The sequence below is a fragment of the Saccharopolyspora antimicrobica genome (genome assembly GCF_003635025.1).
GTDB classification, from domain to species: domain Bacteria; phylum Actinomycetota; class Actinomycetes; order Mycobacteriales; family Pseudonocardiaceae; genus Saccharopolyspora; species Saccharopolyspora antimicrobica.
Genome location: NZ_RBXX01000001.1, coordinates 1 through 21,406, shown reverse-complemented (window position 1 = coordinate 21,406; position 21,406 = coordinate 1). Strand labels below are relative to the sequence as shown.

The following is a 21,406-nucleotide window of genomic DNA, read 5'->3' as shown; positions in this document are numbered from 1 at the left end:
CCCGGCCCGCGAGACGGGCAACTGATTTTTCCGCGGGTCCGATCAGGCGGAGACGAGTCGGGCGCCCGCGACCGCGTCGCTGTCGATGAGGCTGCCGTCGCCGCCGGGAACGGTGGGCAGGTCGCGCGCGGTGATCCCGTCGAGGTAGAGCCCGGCCTCTTCGCCGGTCCCGGCCACGGCGGCGGACCGCCGGCGCACGTCGATGCTCTTCACCCGCACGGCGCGCTCGTCCCCGGCGAGGTGCAGGACGGCGTCCTGCCCCTGCTGCACCTGCCCGCTCTCGACGCGACCGGTGAACACCACTCCGCGCATCGGCACCGAGAAGACGTTCTCCACGACGAACGCGAACGGCTGCGGTGGCCCGGCCGGCGTCTTGCGCCGCGAGAAGAGTCCCATGACCAGCAGCTTAGGCTTGCTGTCCGGCCTCGATCAGCGCGGTCGCCGCGTCCCGGCCCGGCCAGCACGACGGCCGCACCGGCCGGCGGAACGAGCGCGGCCGCGCACGCGGTGACCCAGGACGTCGCGGTGGTCAGCGGATGCCCGAGCGTGACGAGCCCGACGGCGATCGCGGGCAGCCCGGCGCCCAGGTAGAAGGCGAGGTGCAGCGCACCGGTGATGGCACCGCGCTCGCCCACCGGCGCGACCGCGTCGACGGCTGCCGCCGCACCCCCGTAGGCCAGGCCGTGCCCGGCACCGGCCACGACGGCGGCGAGCAGGGTGATCGGGAGCGAGCCGCCTGCGCTGCCCGCCAGCAGGCCGAGGCTGATCAGCAGGGCGCCGAGCCCGGTGAGCTGCGCGTTCCGCGTGCCGAGCCGGGGCACGAGAGGCTGGGTCAGCACCGAGCAGATCAGGACCGCCCCCAGGATTCCGCCGATCACCGCCTGATCGCCCTGCGCGCTCCGGTCGAGGAGCGCCGGGATGACCGCGAGGAACAGGCCCGCCACCGTCCAGGCGAGGAACCCGGTGGCCGCGGCCGCGGTGAAGACCATCCGGGTGCCCGGCGGGATCTCCGGTCGGGTCGGTGCCCACCGGCCGGTCCGCGGCGCCCATCCGGTCAGCTTCGCCACACGCCGCCACCCGATCCCGAGCAGCACCAGGTGCAGGAGGAACGGCAGGACGTGCGGTGCGGGCGCGTACTCGGCGAGCGCCCCGCCGGCGATCGGCCCCGCTGCCGTGCCCGCCACGAAAGCGGTGCTGGCCAGCACCGCGCCGCTCACCCGACCAGACGTCCGCTCGCTGATCAACGAGCTGGCCGCCCCGGTCGCCGCGCCCAGTGCGAGTCCTTGTGCGGCTCGCGCGACCAGCAGCCACTCCAGGCCGGACGCGAAGGCGAAGCAGGCCGACCCGAGCGCGGCCAGCGCGATGCTGACCCGCAGCACCGACCGCGGCCCCACGGCATCCGACACCGAGCCGAACAGCAGCAGCGCGGGCGCGCTGACCAGCGCGAACGTCGCGTAGATCAGCGTCATGGCGAGATCGCTGACCGCGAAGGAGTTCTGGTAGGCCGGGTACAGCGGACTGGGCAGGTAGGCCCCGGCCGTCAGCACGACAAGAACGAACAGGCCGGTGCGCAGCTCACGCGCGCGGTCGACGAGGGGCACCGGAGCGGAGGAGTTCGCGAGCGTCACGCCTCCCAGGTTGGCCGCTGCGACCCGGAAAGAGAATCAAACGATCTGCAACAGAACTGTGCAAAATGGTTGCATGCTCGACCCGAGGCTCAAGGTGCTCCAGCTGGTGGCCCACCACGGCACGGTCACCGCCGCTGCCGCGGCTCTGCACTACAGCCCGTCGGCTGTCTCCTACCAGCTCCGGCAGCTGGCCGAGGAGCTCGGCGTCGAGCTGGTGGCCCAGCGCGGTCGCGGGATCCAGCTGACCGCAGCGGCCCGGGCGCTGCTGCGGCACGTGGAGGCCTTGCAGGCGCAGGCCGAACGCGCCTACGCCGAGCTCGCGTCGCTGTCCGAGGAACCCAGCGGCTCGTTCACGCTGTGCGGCTTCTCCACCGCCGCGACGAATCTGCTGCCTCCTGCGGCCGCGGCGCTGCGCGAGCGCCACCCGGGCCTGCGGGTGCGGGTGATCGAAGCCGAACCGGCCCGGTGCTTCGACCTGCTGCTGGCCGGGGAGGCGGACCTCGCGCTGGTGATCAACTCGGCGGACACGCCGTCCACCGCCGACGAGCGCTTCGACCAGCAGCCGCTGCTGGACGACCCGCTGGACCTGGTGGTGCCCGCGCGGCACCGCCTGACGGAGTTCCGCGCGGTCACCCTCGCCGACGCGGCCGACGAGCCGTGGATCGTGGCGCTGCCCGGCGGCGCTTACCACGATCTCGTCCGAACCGCCTGCATGGCAGCGGGTTTCACGCCGAACATCGCCCACTACGCCAACGAGTGGGACACGGGCGCGGCCCTGGTGGCCCACGGCTTCGGCATCATCCTGGTGCCGCGCCTCGCCCGCCTGCACGACGACTGGCCGGTCGTCCGCCTGCCCCTGCACGGAGAACCGGCCCCGGCCCGCCGGATCACGGCGGCAACCCGCCTCGGCCGCCGGGACCACCCTGCAGTAGCAGCGTCCCTCGAAACGATCAGCACCACGGCGGCAACGCTGCTCCCGCCGTCACGCCTTCGATGACCGCACCGGAGTGACCAGAGCGTCCGGAGTGGACTGTCGCTCCCTCGGATGTCCGCGCTGTGACTGGCCAACCGCGAGCGGGAAGCTGCACGATGCCCTCGCTCTCGCAGGCGAGGAGAACCGAGATGACCGCCTGCCGCGCGTCGTCGACGGCGTGCGTGCCGCGTTGCGGGTCACCGAGCCCAGCTGCCCCGCGAGCAGGAAGTCCGCGGCTTCAGCGGAGTTCCGGCCGACGACGCTCGGGACCTCGATCCCGGTGACGGCCCGGCCTCGGACGCTGATCGACGCGGCGTCGAGGAGGCGTTCGGCGAAGCCGCCCGCCATCGCGTCGTAGCGCCGGTGGTGATCGGCCCAGTGGCGGCCGTCCTGGCCGTTCCAGGTCTGGTACTGCTCGTGGTTGGCGATGTGCTCCAGCAAGGTCATCTCCGTTTCCGCTCGGGGCGGCCGAGAGTGCCGGGAGGCTCTGCCACCGGCCTCGCACGCCGCTGTCAGAGCGGTGGCACAGTGGTGAGATGTGGATCGGTGTCCTGGGGCCGCTGCAGGTGCTTTCCGGCGGCGAACCGGTCGAGATCGGTGGTCTGCGGCTGCGCGCGCTGCTGGCCCGGCTCGCCGTGGACGCCGGCCGCGCGGTCTCGGTCGAATCCCTGACGGAGGTGGTCTGGCCCGAGAGCACGCCGGAGAACCCGGCGCACGCACTGCAATCGCTGATCGCGCGACTGCGGCGGGCGTTGCCGGACCGGTCCGCGCTGCGGTCGGTCTCGATGGGCTACCTGCTGGAACTCGGGCCCGCGCAGGTCGACGTGCTGCGGTTCGAAGAACTGATCGCGGAAGGCCGTCGCGCGCTGCGCGATCGCGGGCCTGCAGCTGAGCTCTTGGGCGCGGCGCTGGAGCTGTGGCGGGGCGATCCGTTCTCGGACGTGCCCGCCGCGCCGTACGCCGCAGCGGAATCCGTGCGGCTCGGCGAGTTGCGGCTCAGCGCTGTCGAGGCCCGGATCGACGCCGAGCTCACGTCCGGAGCGCACCGGCCGGAAGTGGTGGCCGAACTGGAAGTGCTCATCGCCGCCCACCCGCTGCGGGAGCGGCTGCGCGTTCTGCTGCTCACCGAGCTGGACCGGCAGGGCAGGCAGGCCGAGGCGCTCGCGGCTTACGAGGCCTACCGCGCTCTGCTGGCCGACGAGCTCGGCAGCGATCCGGGAGCCGAGCTGCGGGAACTGCACCTGGGCCTGCTGCGCGGTGAACTCCCACGACGAGCCTTCCCCGCGGAGCTGACCAGTTTCGTCGGTCGCGACGAGGAGTGCTCCGCGGTGGCGGAGCACCTCCGGCAGGACCGGCTGGTGACGCTGGTGGGCCCTGGCGCCGTGGGCAAGACCCGGCTCGCCACCGCAGTGGCGGCCCGGTTGCCCGGCTCCGCGTGGCTGGTCGAACTGGATCAGGCAGCCGATCCGGCGGACGTGCCTCACGCCATCGCCGCAGCCCTCGGCGTGCGAGGAACGGGCGACATCGTCTCGCGGTTGGTCGAAGCGGTGGCCGGCACCGAATCCGTGCTGGTGCTGGACAACTGCGAGCACGTCATCGACTCCGCCGCGGAGGTGGCGCACGAGCTGCTCCGCCGCTGCCCGCGGCTGCGGGTGCTGGCCACCAGCCGCGAGCCGCTGGGCATCACCGGCGAAGTGCGCTTCCCAGTGCATCCGCTCGATCAGGCCGCAGCCGTCCGCCTGTTCACCGATCGGGCGCGCGCGGCGAGTCCCGGTTTCGCCGCCACCGGCGAGGTGGCCGAGATCTGCGGGCAGCTCGACGGGCTGCCGCTGGCGATCGAGCTGGCCGCCGCGCGCCTGCGGACGATGTCCTTCGCCCACCTGGTCGCCCGGTTGGCGGACCGGTTCCGGCTGCTGACCGGCGGCAGCCGCACCGCACTGCCCAGGCACCGCACCCTCCGCGCGGTCGTGGCCTGGAGCTGGGAGCTGCTCACCGACGTGGAACGCGATGCGCTGGAACGACTTTCGGTGTTCTCGGGAGGTTTCGCGCCGGACGGCGCCGAGCGGGCGGGGATCGTGCGGGAGACGGTCGACTCGCTCGTGGACAAGTCGTTGCTGCAGCTGTCCGGCGAGCGCTACCGCATGCTCGACACGATCCGGGAATACGGCATCGAGCGGCTGCGGGAGACCGGTCAGCTGGATTCCGCGCGCGAACGGCACGTCGCATGCTTCCTGGCCCTTGCCGAGCAAGCCGAGCCGCACCTGCGCGAGCCGGGCAGGTGCGCTGGGTGGAACGGCTCGCCGCCGACCGCGACAACCTCACCGCGGCGCTCCGCTTCGCTTCCGGCAGCGGCACCGCCCGGCTCGGTGCGGTGCTCGGGCACTTCTGGCTCGTCCGCGGTGATCACGTCGAAGCCGTGCAGCGGCTGAACGCCTTGCTGCGCAACGGTTCCGGCGATGTCCGGACGATCGCCTGCTACCTGCTCAACGCCATGTTCGCGGGACGGTTCACCGAGGTGAGCGCCGACGTCGAACGTTCGTGGCAGGCGGATCAGCCGCTGGGCGCCTTCGTCGACGCGCTGGTCGCACTGGCCGGTGGTGACATCGCCGCAGGCCTGGCCGCGACCGAACCGCACCTGACCCACGCCGATCCGTGGACGCGGGCGATGCTGCGGCTCGTGCGCGCTTTCCTGCACGGCTTCACCAGCGACATGACCAACGGCACTCGGGAACTGGTGGCGGCAGCGGCGGATTTCGAGGCGGCGGGCGATGCCTGGGGGCGGGCGCTGACGCTGATGTCGCTGGCCTCCGCGCACACCGCGGCAGGTTCCGTCGAAGCCGCCATCGCCGCTCTGGACGCAGCACGCGCGCTGGCCCGGGAACTCGGCGACGACGGCCAACGGGTCTGGCTGGCGGGAACCCGGATCAGCGCGGGCGATGCCGCAACGGCGCGGACGGAACTGCTGGAGATCATCGCCGAAGCCCGGTCAGCGCACCACGTCGCGCTCGCCCGCCTGGCGCTGGCCGACCTCGCGCGTCAGTCCGGCGACCTGGAGCAGGCCGCGGACCAGCTCCGGCTCGCCGAGGAGCAGGCCGCACCGGAGAGCCGGCCGTTCCAGATCCTGCACCTGAGCGGGACGGGATTCCTCGCCGGCGCTCTTGGGGATCACGACCTGGCCGAGAACCGGCTGGAAGCGGCGCTGGAGATGGCCGCCGCGATGCCCGACCCACCCATGGTGGCCAGGGTGGGCGTGGGCAAGGCGGACCTGCTGCTGCGGCGGGGCGAACCGCGCCGGGCCGCAGCTCTCCTCGGCGCCGCGTGCGTCGTGCGCGGTGGCCCCGATGCGCACGACCCGGACGTCGCACGGCTGACCCGCGACCTCCAGGACGCCCTGGGGCCGCAGGCCCACCGGACCGCCTACGCGCAGGGACTCGAGCTGACCACCGCCGACGCGCTCGAACTGCTCCAGCGGCGGTGACTCAGCCCAGCTTCGCGGCGAACTGGTCGCGGCACCCCGCGCAGCAGAAGGCGTGCACCTGGCCGTCGACCTCCAAGGTGATCGCCGCATCGTCCAGCGGCACGATCACGCCGCACAGCGGATCCTCGACGGCCCTGCCCGCGGCCAGATCCGCCCGGTACGGCTCGCCCATCATCTCGACGATCCGCGCCGACCTCGCCACCTCCCCGAGCAACCCGATCCCGCCCTCGGGAACGCCGAGCACGTGCACCTGCACCACCGGCTCCTGGTAGGGCCGGGCGGCATCGCCGATGACGGTGGCCAGCGCCTTCGTCGCCCAGGAGATGACGAACTCGCTCATCTCCTTGCGCCACGGCCCCGGCACGTGCACCCGGACCACGTACTGCGCGGGCCCACCCGGTTCGAGCACCTGGCCGCCCGCGACCCACACCTCCGGCTCGTGCACCACCACGTGGAACAACGACCCGAACACCTCGGTGATCCCGGCATGCCGCTCCGCTTCGGGAACGAACTCGCGCGGAGAGCCCAGCAACTCGGCCACCTGGCGCCGCTGATCGGCGCTGAGCGAGCCCTTGGGAGCGAACAGCTCGACGAACATCATCCGACTACCTCCTTCGTCCGGAGCCGCCGAGCCTTCCCCGCGCCGCTGCCAAACCGCCCTCACACCGCTGTCACGCTCGCCGGTCAGGCATTCGGGGCGATGACCGAGAGGAGCCGCAGCTTCTCGTAGCTCTCGCTGCCGGGGGCGGCGGTGTAGACGAGGAGCATGTGCGACTGGTCGGGGTCGAGGAGCGTCTGGCAGGTCAGCTCCAGGGCGCCGACTTCCGGGTGCGCATAGCAGGCCGGGGCCGATGTGCTCGCTGGTCGCGTCTCTCGCGGGCGGGTTGTGCCCGGCGAGGCGGAACAGGTGGTCGCGCTCGTCGAGCGACAGGTGCAGGCCCTGCGCGATCGAGGCGATCATGTGCTCGGACGGGTGCGGGCCGCGTTCCCGTTCGAGCCGACTGTAGTAGTCGGCGGAGATGTGGCAGAGCGCGGCGACTTCTTCGCGGCGCAGACCGGCGGTTCTGCGCCGCTGCCCGCGGGGGAGGCCGACGTCTTCGGGCTGGAGCGACTCGCGGCGGTGCCGCAGGAACCCGGCGAGCCCGGCTCGAGCGATCAGAGCTGCTTCCTCCCCGGTGCTGGCGCCGCCATCCTGCCACCGGTGCCGGACGGCTGCCTCGGATCGTCGATCCCCCTTCGGCTCGCGGCCAGCCTGGGATCGAGAGGCCGTGGATGTCCCGGTGGAACGGGCGCAGCCTGGGTTCGCGACCACTTTCCGCCAGCAGCCAGGAGCAGCACATGGCACGCACCCGACCGGACATCACCGTTCCCGACCTCTCCGGGAAGCTCGCCGTCGTCACCGGAGCCAGCGACGGCGTCGGACTGGGCCTGGCCGCCGCCGGTGCCGAGGTCGTCATGCCCGTCCGCAACCGCCGCAAGGGCGAAGCGGCGGTCGCGAAGATCGAGCAGCAGCACCTGAAAGCAGCCCTGTCCCTGCGCGACCTCGACCTCTCGTCGCTGGACTCGGTCGCCGCGCTGGGAGCAGCGCTTCGCGATGAGAACCGTCCCATCCACATCCTCATCAACAACGCAGGCGTGATGACCCCACCGGACCGGCGGAAGTAGTTCATCGGCGATTCGGCGGCGACCAGGCTCGGCATGCTCGGCGTGCCCAGCAGCACCGCGACCAGCGGGCCACCGTGCAGGCAACCGAGGAAGCGGTCCTCAACGCCCTCACAGCCAACGCGGACATGACCGGACGCGACGGCCACCGAACCCCGGCCCTCCCGCACGACCACCTCGCCGACCTGCTCCGCAAAGCGGGTGTGCGGTTCAATCCGCGCTGAGGCGGGCGGCGAGGCCGCCTCAGCTGAGTTCACGATGTCCTTCTACGCGACCTCATCCGAGGCGATCGCCGTCTCCTTGAGGGACCGGATTACTGACACGATGTCATCGACCTCAGCGTCGGTGAACAGGTCTTCGGGTCCAGATGGTGCCCATGACGTGAACGGCGACTCGTACAATGCTTCGACCTCGACGATGCCGTTGCGGCATACGTGGTCGATGACGACCTGGAGGAAGTGCAGTTGGTTTGCGGTGAACGTTTTGCCTTGCTGGAAGCGGTCGAACGCGCGCACCGCGGCCTCGCGCTCCAGCCCAGTCATCGAGCGCAGGAAGATCCCGAGACCACCGCGTTCGTGCACAACGTCGAGGTCCGCCGAGGTCGCCAGCCCGTTGTCAACGAAGACTTTCTGCAGCGCATCGAGGTCGGCGGTGGTGATCTGTCGGTTCCGGCGGATCTTCTGGACGACCATGTTGTCCTGATGAGTGTTCAGGTAGATCCGGATCTTGTGTTCGAACAGGCTGAAGTCGGTGCCGAGGTTCATCCCGCTCAACGAGGCGGAGGTCAGCTCTCCCAACTCGTCTTCGAAGTCGGTGTAGACCGGGTTTCGCTTCGTCTTCTCGATCAGCCGGACGAGTCCGCGTAGCTTGCGCCGCATGTTCTCGAGCATCGGCAACGTGACATCCTGCCACCACTCGTCGCCGCTGATCTCGTCAAGCAGTACCTGCTGTGCTTTGATCGCTGGGATCGTCGTTTGATCGAGCAGCGCTGAAGCGATCTCGCGAACCTGGTCACGCAGCCGGTCGTATCCGGGGTCGCCGTGCAGGCAGGCCAGTTGCAGCCGCAGTGCGAGCAGATCGAAGCGCTTGGCTTCTTCTCCGTTGTCGTCGGCTTCGCGGAACGCGGTCGGCAAGCCTGCCAGATGATCGACGACCTTTGCGTGCGCTTCGGGGGTGAACTCCAACCAAGCCGAGAAGTCAGCGAAGGTGTCGAAGTATTCACGGTGCGGCCGGACCAGGAAGTTGTCCGGGTTCATCTGGACAACCTCGTCATGGAGGCGCGTCACCAGATCCCAGCGCAGCCCCGCGTCACTGTGGGCACCATCGGTGTCAGGCTTTGTCGCCCGCTGGGAGTCCTCGATCTGACCGTCAAGAATCTGCAGCAGATCCGCGCGCTTCTCGAACAACCGCTGTGTCAGTGACGGTGGGATGTTGCCTTCGGCGGGTGGCATGTCCTGCCGGAAGAACTCGAGATTCTGGCAGACGTCGAAGACGTAGAACCCATCCTTGCTCTTGTTCGCACCGAACAGGTCCGGTGCGAGCCGGGTTCCGCGGCCGAGCATCTGCCAGAACTTCGTCTTCGATCGCACAAGCTTGAAGAAGACGAGGTTGACGACCTCGGGAACATCGATGCCGGTGTCGAGCATGTCGACCGAGATCGCGATCTGCGGTTGCTTCGCCGGGTCGGAGAAGTCGTCGATCAGGCTCTGCGCCTTCTCCTTCTTGTGCGTGATGACCTGCGCGAAGGAGCTCTTGTGGTGCGGATAGTTCACGTCGAACCGTTCGGCGATGAACTCCGCATGCTTGTTGTTGGCCGCGAAGATGATGGTCTTGCCGAGCATGTCACCGCCGTCGACCTTGAGACCGTGCTTCATGAGGGTCTGCAAGACCTTATCAACGGTGTCGGCGTTGAACAGGTATTTGTTCAACTCGGCGGAGCTGACCTCGGCCGGCGGTCCATCATCACCCCAGTCGAGCGCTTCCCACTCTTCCTTTTCCTCTTCGGGCAGATCGTCGTACTTGATCCCGTCGCGCTGGAACTTCAGCGGCACTTCGACCGCGCGGGGAGGCACAAGAAAACCCTCGTTGACGGCCTCGTCGAGGCTGTACACGTCGGTGGGCACACCGTTTTCGAGCTGGAACACCCGATAGGTGTTGCGGGCGATCTCGTCCTTGGGCGTGGCGGTCAGGCCGACGAGCAGCGCATCGAAGTAGTCGAAGATCGACCTGTACTTCTGGAAGATCGACCGGTGGGCCTCGTCGATGACGACCATGTCGAAGAACCCGGGCCCGAACACCCGTCGGCCCTCTCCGTCGACCTGGTTGATCAGATTCATGATCGTCGGATACGTCGAGACGAATACGCGGGCGTGCGGGTCCTTGTCCTGCAGCAGATTGACCACCGGAGTGCCAGGCAAGTGCTGCTTGAACGCGTTGGTCGCTTGCCTCACCAGCGCTGTGCGGTCGGCGAGGAACAAGATTCGGCTCGCCCAGCCGGCCCGCATCATCAGGTCGGTCAAAGCAACGACCGTGCGGGTCTTACCGGTTCCGGTCGCCATCACCAACAGCGCGTGCCGCATCGAGTCCTGCTCGAAGGACTCGGCGATCCGCCGAATAGCACGCGACTGGTAGTAGCGTCCCGCGATCTCCTCATTGATCGGCAGCTTCGTAAGGCTGCGACGACCCGCGCGACGCTGGATCACCTCCCGCAGCTGGTCTTTGGTGTAGAAGCCTTGGACCTGGCGTGCCGGATAGTTCAGATCGTCGTGGAAGTACGTGTCGTAACCGTTGGTGTAGAAGATCAACGGCCGCTGCCCGTAACGGGCTTCGAGCGCGTCGGCATAGAGCTTGGCCTGGTGCTGGCCGCTCCTGGCATCCCGCGTGGTGCGCTTGGCCTCAACGAGCCCTAGGGGTTTGCCGTCGTCGTCCCATAGCACGTAGTCGACCTTGCCGTTGCCGGACGGAGCGGCCGACTCCGGCAGTCCGGACACCGGGAACTCGCGATCTTCCGGCTTGTCCAGGTCCCAGCCTGCTTCCTTGAGCAGCAGATCGATGAGGTAGGTGCGGGTTTCCTTCTCGTTGTAGTCGTGGGTGTCCGGGATGGACGCGTTGGCAGCCTTGGCGGCCTTGATCTGCTTTTGAAGCTCGACGATCTCAGCGCTGAGCTCCTTGGCTTTCCGGCGCTCCGTCGCAAGCTCCTCGGCCTGCGCCGCGGCCTTCTCCGCCTGCTCCTTGAGCTCCCGCTGCTTCTTGATCCGCACCTCGGCGGACACCGGGCGCGGGATCACAGAGGTGTCGAACTGAAGCCCCGGCGCAGGCAGGTTCTTCTGGTCGCGACTGTAAGTGCGAGCCATCCAGTACAGGACGTGGAACAACTCGGCGAGTACCCGTACCGCGTCCCGGTCCGCGACCGGCGCCCGCCGATGTACGGCGTGGTTGCCCTGGAGCCGGATCACGTTCATCTTCGCCTGGAGCCCCGGCCCTGCGGCCCTCACGAGCGTTGGTTCCGCGATCAACGCTGCGAGGTCACTCCGGTACGGCCGCTGCACCGCAGAATCTGCGTCGAAGACCCACTCCAGCGCGAGTTCGAGCACTCGCCGCGAGTAGAACGCCGACGCCCGAGGGTCAGCGAACGCCAACCGTTCGGCTTGTTCGGCCTCCCGATGGAGATCCGGCCACTCAGCCTGCAGGAACCCGAAGTTACTCACAGTCGCGACTCCCCCACTTCAGCGTGACATCGCGATCAGGCTACCGGAGCGATCTCCTCCGTCCACAGCTCCCCACGAAAGGCGCGGTGTTGTAGGGAAGCGAAGAGGGCGTCGAGCTCAGCGAGGTGGGATTGATGCCGCGTCTGTAGACTGCCAGCTGCCCTCACTGCCTTGACAAATTCGTATTGCAACTCTACGGGCGGAATGAGGAGCGGGACATCTTTAATTTTCGCGCCTGAAATCAACGGCTGCGCAGATCTGCTCGCATACTGATTGAGGTTAGCAAAGCGTAGTGCCCAAAGCAGATATTCGATGTGCAGGTTGTCTGTCATCTCACTTACATAGAGCGAGTTGTCGGTAATCCACGATCTCGGCTCTGTTAGATGAACTGATCCGCAGTAGACTCCAACTCGACCGATTGCTATGCGCGGAGAATCGAATATGTAGTTGTCGTGATATCCGGTCACCCCATTTCCTCCGTAGACTGGGTAGTCTCCGCCGTTCATATCTGCGGATGGAAGAAATTTTCCACTCTTGACTCGGATGGCAAGTCCAAGTGGTTGAACTGGGAGTGATTTTGGATTTACTTGGGGGTCCCCGAACGTATCAAGGAAGATCGACTGGGCAAGTTCGTCGAGTAGCGATACCCCTTCGTGTCGCTTAGCGCGCAATGAATCTGCTTGGTCTAGTAGGCGCACAATCCTGCGCTGCTCCTGGAGGGGCGGAACTGGGATGCGAATTTGAGAAAGGCTCTTCTTGTTGAGCGTCTTTCCCATGACGGCACTATTGGCGGCACCTCCCATTCTTGTGGATTTCAGTGCCCAGTAGAGGTAATCAGGGCTCAGTGATTCAGGGTTGCGAATTGGCAATGATGCAATTGCCTCATTTGTGTAAAGGGGCTTTTGTGTAATACCGACTTTGCCGATGCTGAGTTTGAAGCTTAGTACGACTGTCCCTGCGGGTGTCGGTTCTCCCATGGTCTCGTCGATTGCGAGCCGTGTAATTTGCTCTTTTGTTGTGTTAAGCAACTTTCCTTGGTTCATGTCGGCAATGGAAAGCCATGGATAGCCGGATCCCCAGTATTCACGTCGGCTCCGTGAGGGTGTTCGCCCAATGGAGATATCGCAAAGATCGGCGAGTGGATACGTAGGCCAATGTCTCATCCAAGCATCCCTTTAAGCTCGCTCATCCCCTGCTGGATCTCGCTTTCGATCCGGGCCAGTTCGTCCAGGATCTCTTCCGGTGCCCGGTGTTCGGCTTCGTCGTGGACGATCTCTTTGTATCGGTTGATGCTGAGGTCATAGCCCCGCGCGGCGATCTCTTCTTTCGAGACGCAGAAGCTTTGCTCGGAGTGTGCGCGTTCCCGTTCGCTTCCGGTACGGCGATGCCATCTGGCTAGTACGTCGGGGAGGTTGTTCTTGGCGTGTTCGTCGTCGGTCAACGTGCTATCGACGGACGGACCGAGCTTCTCGTAATCAAGCAGTGGTATGCGCTTGTCGTCGAGGCTAAATCCGTCGGCGGTGACATCGTAGAACCAGACCTTGTCAGTGCCGCCACTATTGGTCTTGGTGAAGAACAGGATCGCGGTCGACACGCCGGCGTAGGGCTTGAATACGCCGCTGGGCAGTTTGACCACTGCGTCGAGTTTGTGGTCCTCCACCAGTAGCTTCCGCACGGTCTTGTGTGCCTTGCTGGATCCGAACAGTACCCCATCTGGCACAATCACCGCGGCTCGGCCACCGTTTTTGAGTAGCCGCAGGAAGAGGACGAGAAATAGCAGCTCGGTCTTCTTCGTCTTGACGACCTTCTGTAGGTCATTCGCAGTTGCGTCGTAGTCGAGACTCCCTGCGAACGGCGGGTTCGCGAGGATCATTGAGTACCGGCTGGCGTCGTCGGCAACGTTCTCGCCAAGTGAGTCGCGGTACCGGATGTCCGGGTTCTCGACCGAGTGCAACAGCATGTTCATACTGCCGATCCGCAGCATCGTGCTGTCGAAGTCGAAGCCGTGGAACATGCTCTCGTTGAAGTGCTTTCGCTGCTCCGGAGCAATTAGCGCGTCGCGGTGTGTGCGCTCGACGTACTCGGCGGCGGCCACCAGGAAGCCAGCCGAACCGCATGCCGGATCGCAGATCTCGTCGCCTGGCTGAGGCGCCATCATCTCGACCATCAGCTGGATAATGTGGCGGGGCGTGCGGAACTGGCCGTTCTGCCCAGCCGTCGCGATCTTGCTGAGCATGTACTCGTACAGATCACCCTTGGTGTCTTTGTCGCCCATGTCGATGTCGCTGATCATCGACACGGCCTTCGTCAGCAGGTTCGGAGTGGTGATTGTGAACCGCGCGTCCTTCATGTGGTGCGCGTATGTCGAGTCGTCGCCGCCGAGGTTGCGAAGCCATGGGAAGACACCGTCCCGGAGTGTGGTCAGCATGTCCTCCGGGGCCTTGTTCTGGAAGACCGACCAACGGAGGTGCTGTGTGTCCCCGGTGTAGATCGGATTCTCCACCGGTTTCGCGGTACGGTTCGCCTTGCGTTCCCTGACCTGCTGAAGCTGGTCAAGGCGCCGGATGAACATGAGGTAAGTGATCTGCTCGATCACCTCCAGTGGATTCGAGATCCCCCCAGACCAGAAGGCATCCCACAACCGGTCGATCTTGTTCTTCAGCTCACCTGTCACCACGCGAGCAGGCTAGCGCAGCAGAGGAAAGCGCTGGCGAGCGCGTGACCGTATGTCATCGGGCTCCTGGCGTGGGTCAGTTCCCTTCGGCTACTGGGCTGGGAGGGCGGGAACTCCGCCGAGAGCTCCAGCTTGGAGGCTGTCGGCGGAGTTCTGCGTGGTCAACCCCAGACGAGGTGCAGGTTTGACCGCCTGGAAAGCCGGTCCAGCGCGGCTTCGGCGGACTTGAAGCTGGCCCGCAGCTGGCCGGAGGCGCTGACGACGTCGGCGCCGTCGTCGAAGGCCATGCCCCAGTACTCGACGTGCCCGTCTTGCCGATCGCCGATCTCCTCGCACAGTGCGAACACCCGCGGAGCGTTCTCCCGAGCGAGCTCCTGAAGAGCGGCCACGAACTCCTCCTCGCTCCACAACGGCAACGCCGACATGACAACCTCCCTGTGATCCAGACCATGACGCGGCTAACGGTAGTGCTAACTTGTTAGCTAATCGATTACCGAATCGAGTGGACGTTCTGGCTGGCCCCCCGAAAGAGGTGCAGGTCGGGACGGCTACTTGGATCTCCGGCGTGATTGGAGGCAGGCGTGGTTGAGCGTGGCGATCCCTCGGCGCTGCGATGGCTGATTGGCAACGAACTTCGGCGCTACCGAATCCAAGCGGGGCGCACTGTGTCGGATGCGGGCGGTGTTCTCGCGTGCAGCCACGCCAAGATCACGCATTTGGAAACGGGGCGCTACCAGCAACAGCCATCGGAGATCGCGTCGCTGCTCGAGTTCTACGATGTTCCCCGGCATGACATCGACCGGCTGGTCAGCTTGACCGCCAGCTCTGATGCTCGTACCTGGTGGGCGCCTTGGGCGAACGTGGTTCCGGACTGGTTCAAGACCTTTGTGGGACTTGAAGGGTTGGCGAAGTCAGAGTTCAACTACGAGACCGCACTGCTGCCTGGGCTGCTGCAGACGGAGGAGTACGCTCGCGCGGCGACCATGGCAACGGGTTTCGTGCGTCCAGATCACAGTGAGCGCTTCGTGTCCTTCCGGTTGGCTCGGGCTGATCGTCTGGCTGCCGCTCAGCCGCTCGGCTTCCACGCCGTGATCGAGGAATCGGCCTTGCTTCGCCATATTGGTGATGACGAGATCAGACGTGATCAGTACCGTCACCTCCTTGAAGTGGCGGAACGATCGAACGTGACGATTCAGGTGATCCGTCCGCAAGACGGACCGCATGCTGCGGTGAGTGGGCCGTTCTTCCTGTTCGAGTTCGATGCTGCCAAGCCCATCGGCTACACGGAGTTGCTGGACGGCGCCGTATATCTCCAGGATCCCGATCAGGTGAGCACCTATATGATGACTGCGAAGAACCTTCAGGAAACTGCCATGCAGCCTGATGACTCGCTCGCGCTGATCAGGAAGCTGGTAGAGACGTGACGCGGAGGCGGACAGTGCAGGTCAGCCCGTCCAGCTTGCAGTGGCGAAAGTCCAGTCGTAGCGGCAACAACGGCGCTTGTGTAGAGGTTGCCATCGCCGCTGACTTGGTCGCGACGCGGGACTCGAAGGATCCTGATGGGCCGGTGCTGGTGTTCTCGCGCGCGAGCTGGACGTCGTTCCTCGCTGGGCTGAGCGAGTGACACACCGCCTGAGCGCCAACGGGGCTCAGGCGGGTTCGGTCGGGGCCGGGGGCCAGGCTTCGGGGTTGAGGACTCCCAGCGCGTAGGCACGTGCCACCAGCGCCGTTCTGCCTCGCACGTTCCAGCGGCGGGAGAGCTGCGCCAGGTGGTAGTTGACGCCGTCCACGGTCAGGTCGACCGCCTTGGCGATCCGGGCGGTCGTGTCGCCGCCCGCTGCCAGGGCGAGGATTCGCGCTTCGATCTCGCTGGCCGGTGGCGCCGGCTCTTCCGGTGGTGTTTCGACTCTTTCGCCGAGGACGCGGAGCACCAGCATCAGGGCCGGGGGAGCGTCCGCGGTGTCGCTGACCGGGGTGACGTCGACCTCGCCGTAGCGCTCGACGCCGCTCGGCGGGGTCCAGCTGACCTCGACCGGGTAGCGGGACCTGCGGTGCAGCCGGACGGCTTCGGCGATCGGGTGGAGCCGGGCCTTCGCGCGGGGCCGGAAGAAGTCGAGCGCGTTGCGCCCGCGCATCTGCCCCGGCAACAGGCCCCACTCGGCGGCCATCGCCGGGTTCGCCAGCAGGATGCCGCCGTCGGCGTCGCAGAGCGCGATCGGCGTCGGCAGGTGGTCGAGCAGGAGGATCATGCGGTTGCGCCAGGTGATCGCTTCCTGGCGCCAGGTCCCCGCGGACGGAAGACCGTGCGGTGGCCCGCACGACTCGGGATCCATGTGCTGCTCCCTGCGTGTTGCGCACTCCGGTCGATTTGGCAAGTCCCAGGTGCCCCGACGGGCTACACGATTATGCAGTGCGGCGGCCGCCTCGGGGCTCCGCGCGGGGCGAGTGTGGAGGAGACCGCTCTCCCCGGCGGTTCCCCACAGCACGGAAGGCGGTTGGCCCCCATGGCCGCGACTCTGCTCCAGCCCGGAATCCCCGTCGTCGACGTCTCCCACGCGCCGACCAGCACACCCGTCCTCCGGTCGATGCAGCTGATCCGGCAGCACGGTCCGGCCTTCGTCCAGCGCCAGCACGGCCAGGACGCGCTGCTGGTCAGCAGCCTGGAGCTGGTGACCGAGCTCTCCGACGAGCAGCGGTTCGGCAAGGCCGTCGGACCGGCCCTGGAGAACGTCCGCGAGTTCGCCCACGACGGGCTGTTCACCGCCTACAACGACGAGCCCAACTGGACGAAGGCGCACGACATCCTGATGCCCGCCTTCGCCCTCGGCTCGATGCGCACCTACCACCCGGTGATGCTGCGCGTCGCCCGGCGGCTGATCGAGGTGTGGGACCGCAGGTGCGCGGCGGGCAGCCCGGTCGACGTGGCCGACGACATGACCCGGATGACCCTGGACACCATCGGCCTGGCCGGGTTCGGGTTCGACTTCGGTTCGTTCGAGCGGGACGAACCGCACCCGTTCGTCGACGCCCTGGTGCGCTGCCTGCACTGGGCGATGACCAAGCTCAGCCGCGACCCGCACGCCGACCACTCGCGCACCGACGAGGCGTTCCGCGCCGACGCGGCCTTCCTCGCCTCGGTGGTGGACGAGGTCATCGCGGTGCGCACCGCTCCCGGCGCACCGGCACCGGAGAACGAGGACCTGCTGGGCCTGATGCTCAGCGCCACCCACCCCTCGGACGGCACCACCCTCGACCTGGCGAACATCCGCGACCAGGTGATCACCTTCCTGATCGCCGGGCACGAGACCACCTCCGGCACCCTGTCCTTCGCGCTGCACAACCTGGTCAAGCACCCGACCGCGCTGCGGATGGTGCAGCGCGAGGTGGACGAGCTGTGGGGCGACCAGCCGGACCCGGAACCGACCTTCGAGGACATCGGCCGGCTGCGCTTCACCCGCCAGGTGCTCAACGAGACGCTGCGGATGTTCCCGCCGGCACCGGGCTTTTCGCGCCAGGCCCGCCACGACACCGTCCTGGGTGGCATCCCGATGCGGGCGGGGCAGTGGGCGTCGGTGGTGACCCCGATGCTGCACCGGGATCCGGTCTGGGGCGACAACCCCGAGCTGTTCGACCCCGCCCGCTTCACGCCCGAGGCCGAAGCGGCGCGCTCCCCGCACGCCTTCAAGCCGTTCGGGACCGGCGAACGCGCGTGCATCGGCAGGCAGTTCGCGCTGCACGAGGCCACGATGCTGCTCGCGATGCTGGTCCACCGCTACCGGCTGCTCGACCACGCCGACTACCAGCTGCGCCTCAAGCAGGCGCTCACCATCAAGCCCGACGGCTTGACCCTCGCCCTGGCCCGGCGCACTTCGGCGGACCGCGTCGTCGCGCCCGCCCGGACCACCGAGGCGCCCGTCGCGGACCGCGGGGTGCCCACCCGGGTGCGGCCGGGAACCGGAGTCCTGCTGCTGCACGGCAGCAACTACGGGACCTGCCGCGACTTCTCGGCCCAGCTCGCGGAAGCGACCGCCGAGATCGGCTGCGACACCGCCACCGCCCCGCTCGACGACCACACCGGGGCACTGCCCACCGACCGGCCCGTCGTCATCACCGCCGCTTCCTACAACGGCCAGCCCACCGATGACGCGGCGGAGTTCGTCCGCTGGCTGGAGAACGCCGAGCCCGGTGCCGCCGACGGCGTCACCTACGCGGTCCTCGGCGTCGGTGACCGCAACTGGTCCGCCACCTACCAGCGCATCCCGACCTACGTCGACGCCCGGCTGGCCGACCTCGGCGGAACCCGGTTGCTGGAGCGCGCGGAGGCTGATGCCGCTGGCGATCTGACCGGCGCGGTCAAGGCCTTCACCGCCGCACTGCGCAACGCCGTGCTCGAGGAGCACGGCGACCCCGCCGCGGTCGGCGCCGACCAGCCCGCGAGTCCCGCGCACATCGTCACCGAGCTCACCGGTGGTCCGCTGGCCGCCCGGCACGGCATGACGCCGATGACGGTCACCGAGACCGCCGACCTCACCAGCCCCGGCTACTCGCGCACCAAGCGCTTCGTTCGGCTGGAGCTGCCCGAGGGCGAGACCTACCGGACCGCCGACCACCTCACCGTGCTCCCGGCCAACGACCCGGCCCTGGTCGAGCGCGCCGCCCGGATCCTGCGGGTGGATCTGGACACCGTCCTCAGCATCGCGCCGCGCCGGGACGGGATCGCGGTCGACCGGCCGGTGACCGTTCGCGAGCTGCTGACCCGGCACGTCGAGCTGCAGGACCGCCCGACCAGCGCGCAGCTGACCGCCCTCGCCGAGCTCAACCCGTGCCCGCCCGAGCAGCAGGCCCTGCGGGCCCTGGCCGAAGACCCGGACCACCGCAGTCTGCTGGACGTCGTCGAGGACAATCCCGCGCTGATCGAGCAGCTGACCTGGCCGGTGCTGCTGGACCTGCTGCCGCCGATCCGGCCGCGCCACTACTCGATCTCATCGTCACCGGGCGGCGATCCGCACCACGTCGACCTGATGGTGTCACTGCTCGAGGCCCCTGCGCGCTCGGGGCGCGGCACCTTCCGCGGCACGGGTTCGGGATACCTGAACCACGTGCGCCCCGGTGACACCGTGCTCGCGCGGGTCCAGCCGTGCCGGGCCGCGTTCCGGATCGACCACGACACCCCGGTGATCATGATCTCGGCCGGTACCGGCCTGGCCCCCTTCCGCGGCGCCATCGCCGACCGGCTCGCCCGCGCGGCGAACGGCGACCAGCTCGCCCCGGCGCTGTGCTACTTCGGTTGCGACGCCCCGGATGCCGACTACCTGCACAGCGCCGAACTGCGCGCGGCCGAGCTGGCCGGTGCGGTCGAGATGCGCCCGGCCTTCAGCGCCGAACCGGTCGACGGTAAGGCCTTCGTCCAGCACCGCATCGCCGCCGAGGCCGACGAGCTGTGGAAGCTGCTCGGCGACGGGGCGAAGGTCTACGTCTGCGGCGACGGGACCCGGATGGCACCTGGCGTGCGCGACGCGTTCCGGGCCATCCACGCGGAGCGCACCGGAGGCGACGGAACCGCCTGGCTCGATTCGCTGGTCGCCGACGGCCGCTACGTCGAGGACGTCCACACCGCGCGCTGAGTCGCCGATCCCACGCAGAAATCGGAGGTTTCATCCATGGACACCATGCTCGCCGGCGGTTGCACGTGCCCAGCGGAGAGTTCCGCGTCCAAGAGGTCCCGGTGCCCGTTCCCGGGCCGGGGGAGGTGCTGATCGAGGTCAAGGCCGCCGGGGTGTGCCTGTCCGACGTGCACCTGATCGACGGCAGCCTGAAGCCGTTCGTGCCCGTCGAGGAGATCACCCTCGGGCACGAGGTCGCCGGCGTGATCCACTCGCTCGGCCCGGACCTGGGCGGCGACTGGGCCGTAGGCACGCGCGTGGCGCTGCAGGCCGGGCAGAGCTGCGGCGAGTGCGCCAACTGCCGCCGTCGCCGCGCGCCCTGCCTGATGGCCCGCACCCGCGGTGTGGACTACGACGGCGGCTGGGCGCAGTACGCGATCGCCCGCGAGGACACCCTCGCCCCGATCCCGGACGACCTGCCCTTCGACCAGGCCCGCGATCATCCCGGACGCGGTCTCCACGCCTTACGCCGCCATCGTCGCCACCGGCGACGTCCGCCCGGCTCAGGCGGTGGGCATCTGGGGCGCGGGCGGGCCTGGGCGCGCACGGCATCCAGCTGGCCCCGGCTCGCCGGTGCGGCACCGGTGATCGCGGTCGATCCGCTGGCCAGCGCTCGCGAGCGCGCGCTCGCCTTCGGCGCCGACCTCGCCCTCGACCCGGCCGACCCGGACTTCGCCGCGTCGGTCCTGCGCGTGACCGGCGGCCGAGGCCTGGACCTGGCCTTCGACTTCGCCGGCGTGCCCGCGGTTCGGGAACAGGCCGCCCGCACCCTCTGCCGGGGCGGTGCCATGGTGCTGGCAGGGCTCACGCCGCAGCCGCTCACCGTCACCGACGGCACGCGCTTCAGCTGGAACCGCAACGAGATCCGCGGTCACTACGGGTCCGGTCCCGAGCACGTCGAGCAGCTGATCCGCCTGGCCGCCACCGGTCGCCTGGACCTCTCGCCGTCCATCAGCGGCCACCTGCCGCTGGCCGAGGCCGCCGAAGCGGTGCACCGGCTGGAGAACAAGGTGGGAGACCCGATCCGCCTGGTGCTCGTGCCCTGACCGCGAGTGCCGCGCAGCCGCCCGGCTGCGCGGCACCGGTCAGCCGCCGGTGAGTTCGCCGGTGAGCCGGTGGTGGATCTCGGCGCTGCGGGTGTTCAGGCCGACGATCTCGACCGATTTGCCCCGACTCGCGTACTTGGTGGTGACGGCGTCCAGCGCGGCGACGGTGGAGGCGTCCCAGATGTGGGCGTCGGTGAGGTCGACGACCACCCGGTCCGGATCGCCCGCGTAGTCGAAGTGCTGGACGAGTTCGTTGCTGGAGGCGAAGAACAGCTCGCCGGTGACCCGGTAGACGACCTCGGTGCCGTCCGGGTCGGTGACGGCGGTGACCTCGACGAGGTGCGCGACGCGGCGGGCGAAGACGACCACCGCGGTGATCGCGCCGACGACCACACCGATGGCCAGGTTGTGGGTGGCCACCACGACGGCCACGGTCACGACCATCACCGTCGTCTCGCCGACCGGCATCCGCTTGAGGGTGGCGGGGGAGATGCTGTGCCAGTCGAAGGTGCCGACCGAGACCAGCACCATGACGGCGACCAGCGCGGCCATCGGGATCTGCGAGACCAGCGGCC

Annotated in this window: 18 protein-coding genes and 1 pseudogene; 7 read left to right on the top strand and 12 right to left on the bottom strand. The window is 68.1% G+C overall.

The genetic code is table 11. The features are described 5' to 3' along the window. Positions 1–42: 42 nt before the first annotated feature. Together ATL45_RS38640 and ATL45_RS00085 are read right to left on the bottom strand one after the other, a co-directional pair. A complete protein-coding gene (locus ATL45_RS38640) occupies positions 43–219 on the bottom strand; it encodes a hypothetical protein (RefSeq protein WP_170210106.1) in 177 nt (58 codons plus the stop codon). Then, on the bottom strand, positions 210–1,628 hold the full coding sequence (locus ATL45_RS00085; protein WP_246025079.1) for an MFS transporter: 1,419 nt from the start codon (positions 1,626–1,628) through the stop codon (positions 210–212). Before ATL45_RS00085 ends, ATL45_RS38640 begins: the two co-directional genes overlap by 10 nt. A 73-nt stretch (positions 1,629–1,701) precedes the next feature. Here ATL45_RS00085 and ATL45_RS00080 point away from each other — a divergent pair, with 73 nt between their 5' ends. Next, on the top strand, positions 1,702–2,625 hold the full coding sequence (locus ATL45_RS00080; protein ID WP_093156966.1) for a LysR substrate-binding domain-containing protein: 924 nt from the start codon (positions 1,702–1,704) through the stop codon (positions 2,623–2,625). Here ATL45_RS00080 and ATL45_RS00075 read toward each other — a convergent pair. Then, positions 2,611–3,048 (bottom strand): hypothetical protein, encoded by a 438-nt coding sequence (locus ATL45_RS00075; RefSeq protein WP_093156965.1) that lies wholly within the window; start codon positions 3,046–3,048, stop codon positions 2,611–2,613. The two genes, ATL45_RS00080 and ATL45_RS00075, sit on opposite strands and share 15 nt — an antisense overlap. Positions 3,049–3,137: 89 nt before the next feature. On the opposite strand from ATL45_RS00075, the gene ATL45_RS00070 reads away from it, so the two are divergent. Continuing rightward, the gene (locus tag ATL45_RS00070) at positions 3,138–5,030 is read left to right on the top strand and encodes an AfsR/SARP family transcriptional regulator (RefSeq protein ID WP_093156963.1); all 1,893 of its coding nucleotides are present in this window, start codon (positions 3,138–3,140) and stop codon (positions 5,028–5,030) included. Positions 5,031–6,080: 1,050 nt separating this feature from the next. Here the strand turns inward: ATL45_RS00070 and ATL45_RS00065 are convergent. From ATL45_RS00065 to ATL45_RS40335, 3 genes and pseudogenes are all read right to left on the bottom strand, one after another. Then, positions 6,081–6,680 carry a YHS domain protein gene (locus ATL45_RS00065; protein WP_093156962.1) on the bottom strand — a complete coding sequence of 200 codons (600 nt, stop codon included), beginning with the start codon at positions 6,678–6,680 and terminating at the stop codon, positions 6,081–6,083. 83 nt (positions 6,681–6,763) lie between these two features. Continuing rightward, positions 6,764–6,886 (bottom strand): hypothetical protein, encoded by a 123-nt coding sequence (locus ATL45_RS40340; RefSeq protein ID WP_439332431.1) that lies wholly within the window; start codon positions 6,884–6,886, stop codon positions 6,764–6,766. A 157-nt stretch (positions 6,887–7,043) separates the two neighbouring features. Continuing rightward, positions 7,044–7,391: pseudogene (locus ATL45_RS40335) on the bottom strand (helix-turn-helix domain-containing protein); the annotation flags it as partial. A 26-nt stretch (positions 7,392–7,417) separates the two neighbouring features. Between ATL45_RS40335 and ATL45_RS00055 the strand changes: the two are divergent. Beyond that, positions 7,418–7,744 carry an SDR family NAD(P)-dependent oxidoreductase gene (locus tag ATL45_RS00055; protein WP_246025078.1) on the top strand — a complete coding sequence of 109 codons (327 nt, stop codon included), beginning with the start codon at positions 7,418–7,420 and terminating at the stop codon, positions 7,742–7,744. 263 nt (positions 7,745–8,007) lie between these two features. On the opposite strand, the gene ATL45_RS00050 is transcribed toward ATL45_RS00055, so the two are convergent. From ATL45_RS00050 to ATL45_RS00035, 4 genes are all read right to left on the bottom strand, one after another. Next, positions 8,008–11,448 carry a DEAD/DEAH box helicase family protein gene (locus ATL45_RS00050; protein WP_093156961.1) on the bottom strand — a complete coding sequence of 1,147 codons (3,441 nt, stop codon included), beginning with the start codon at positions 11,446–11,448 and terminating at the stop codon, positions 8,008–8,010. A gap of 35 nt (positions 11,449–11,483) precedes the next feature. Then, positions 11,484–12,611 (bottom strand): restriction endonuclease subunit S, encoded by a 1,128-nt coding sequence (locus ATL45_RS00045; RefSeq protein ID WP_093156960.1) that lies wholly within the window; start codon positions 12,609–12,611, stop codon positions 11,484–11,486. Continuing rightward, positions 12,608–14,125 (bottom strand): type I restriction-modification system subunit M, encoded by a 1,518-nt coding sequence (locus ATL45_RS00040; protein WP_093156959.1) that lies wholly within the window; start codon positions 14,123–14,125, stop codon positions 12,608–12,610. Before ATL45_RS00040 ends, ATL45_RS00045 begins: the two co-directional genes overlap by 4 nt. 158 nt (positions 14,126–14,283) lie before the next feature. Next, positions 14,284–14,547: a hypothetical protein gene (locus tag ATL45_RS00035; protein ID WP_093156958.1), complete on the bottom strand. Its 264-nt coding sequence runs from the start codon at positions 14,545–14,547 to the stop codon at positions 14,284–14,286. 156 nt (positions 14,548–14,703) lie between these two features. Between ATL45_RS00035 and ATL45_RS00030 the strand changes: the two genes are divergently transcribed. Next, positions 14,704–15,546, top strand: a complete 843-nt coding sequence (locus ATL45_RS00030; RefSeq protein WP_093156957.1) for a helix-turn-helix domain-containing protein — start codon at positions 14,704–14,706, stop codon at positions 15,544–15,546. After that, positions 15,543–15,746 (top strand): DUF397 domain-containing protein, encoded by a 204-nt coding sequence (locus ATL45_RS00025; protein ID WP_342775220.1) that lies wholly within the window; start codon positions 15,543–15,545, stop codon positions 15,744–15,746. The genes ATL45_RS00030 and ATL45_RS00025 overlap by 4 nt, the downstream gene beginning before the upstream one ends. Before the next feature lie 25 nt (positions 15,747–15,771). Here the strand turns inward: ATL45_RS00025 and ATL45_RS00020 are convergent, their stop codons facing one another. After that, complete coding sequence (locus ATL45_RS00020; RefSeq protein ID WP_093156954.1) at positions 15,772–16,455, bottom strand: PAS domain-containing protein; 684 nt, start codon at positions 16,453–16,455, stop codon at positions 15,772–15,774. A 171-nt stretch (positions 16,456–16,626) separates the two neighbouring features. Here ATL45_RS00020 and ATL45_RS00015 point away from each other — a divergent pair, with 171 nt between their 5' ends. Together ATL45_RS00015 and ATL45_RS00010 are read left to right on the top strand one after the other, a co-directional pair. Further along, positions 16,627–19,746: a bifunctional cytochrome P450/NADPH--P450 reductase gene (locus tag ATL45_RS00015; protein ID WP_093156952.1), complete on the top strand. Its 3,120-nt coding sequence runs from the start codon at positions 16,627–16,629 to the stop codon at positions 19,744–19,746. A 65-nt stretch (positions 19,747–19,811) separates the two neighbouring features. Beyond that, positions 19,812–20,831, top strand: coding sequence for an alcohol dehydrogenase catalytic domain-containing protein (locus ATL45_RS00010; protein ID WP_211841146.1), 1,020 nt, complete (start codon positions 19,812–19,814; stop codon positions 20,829–20,831). 39 nt (positions 20,832–20,870) lie between these two features. Here ATL45_RS00010 and ATL45_RS00005 read toward each other — a convergent pair. Further along, a partial coding sequence (locus tag ATL45_RS00005) for an STAS domain-containing protein (RefSeq protein WP_147452908.1) occupies positions 20,871–21,406 on the bottom strand: 536 nt, incomplete at its 5' end.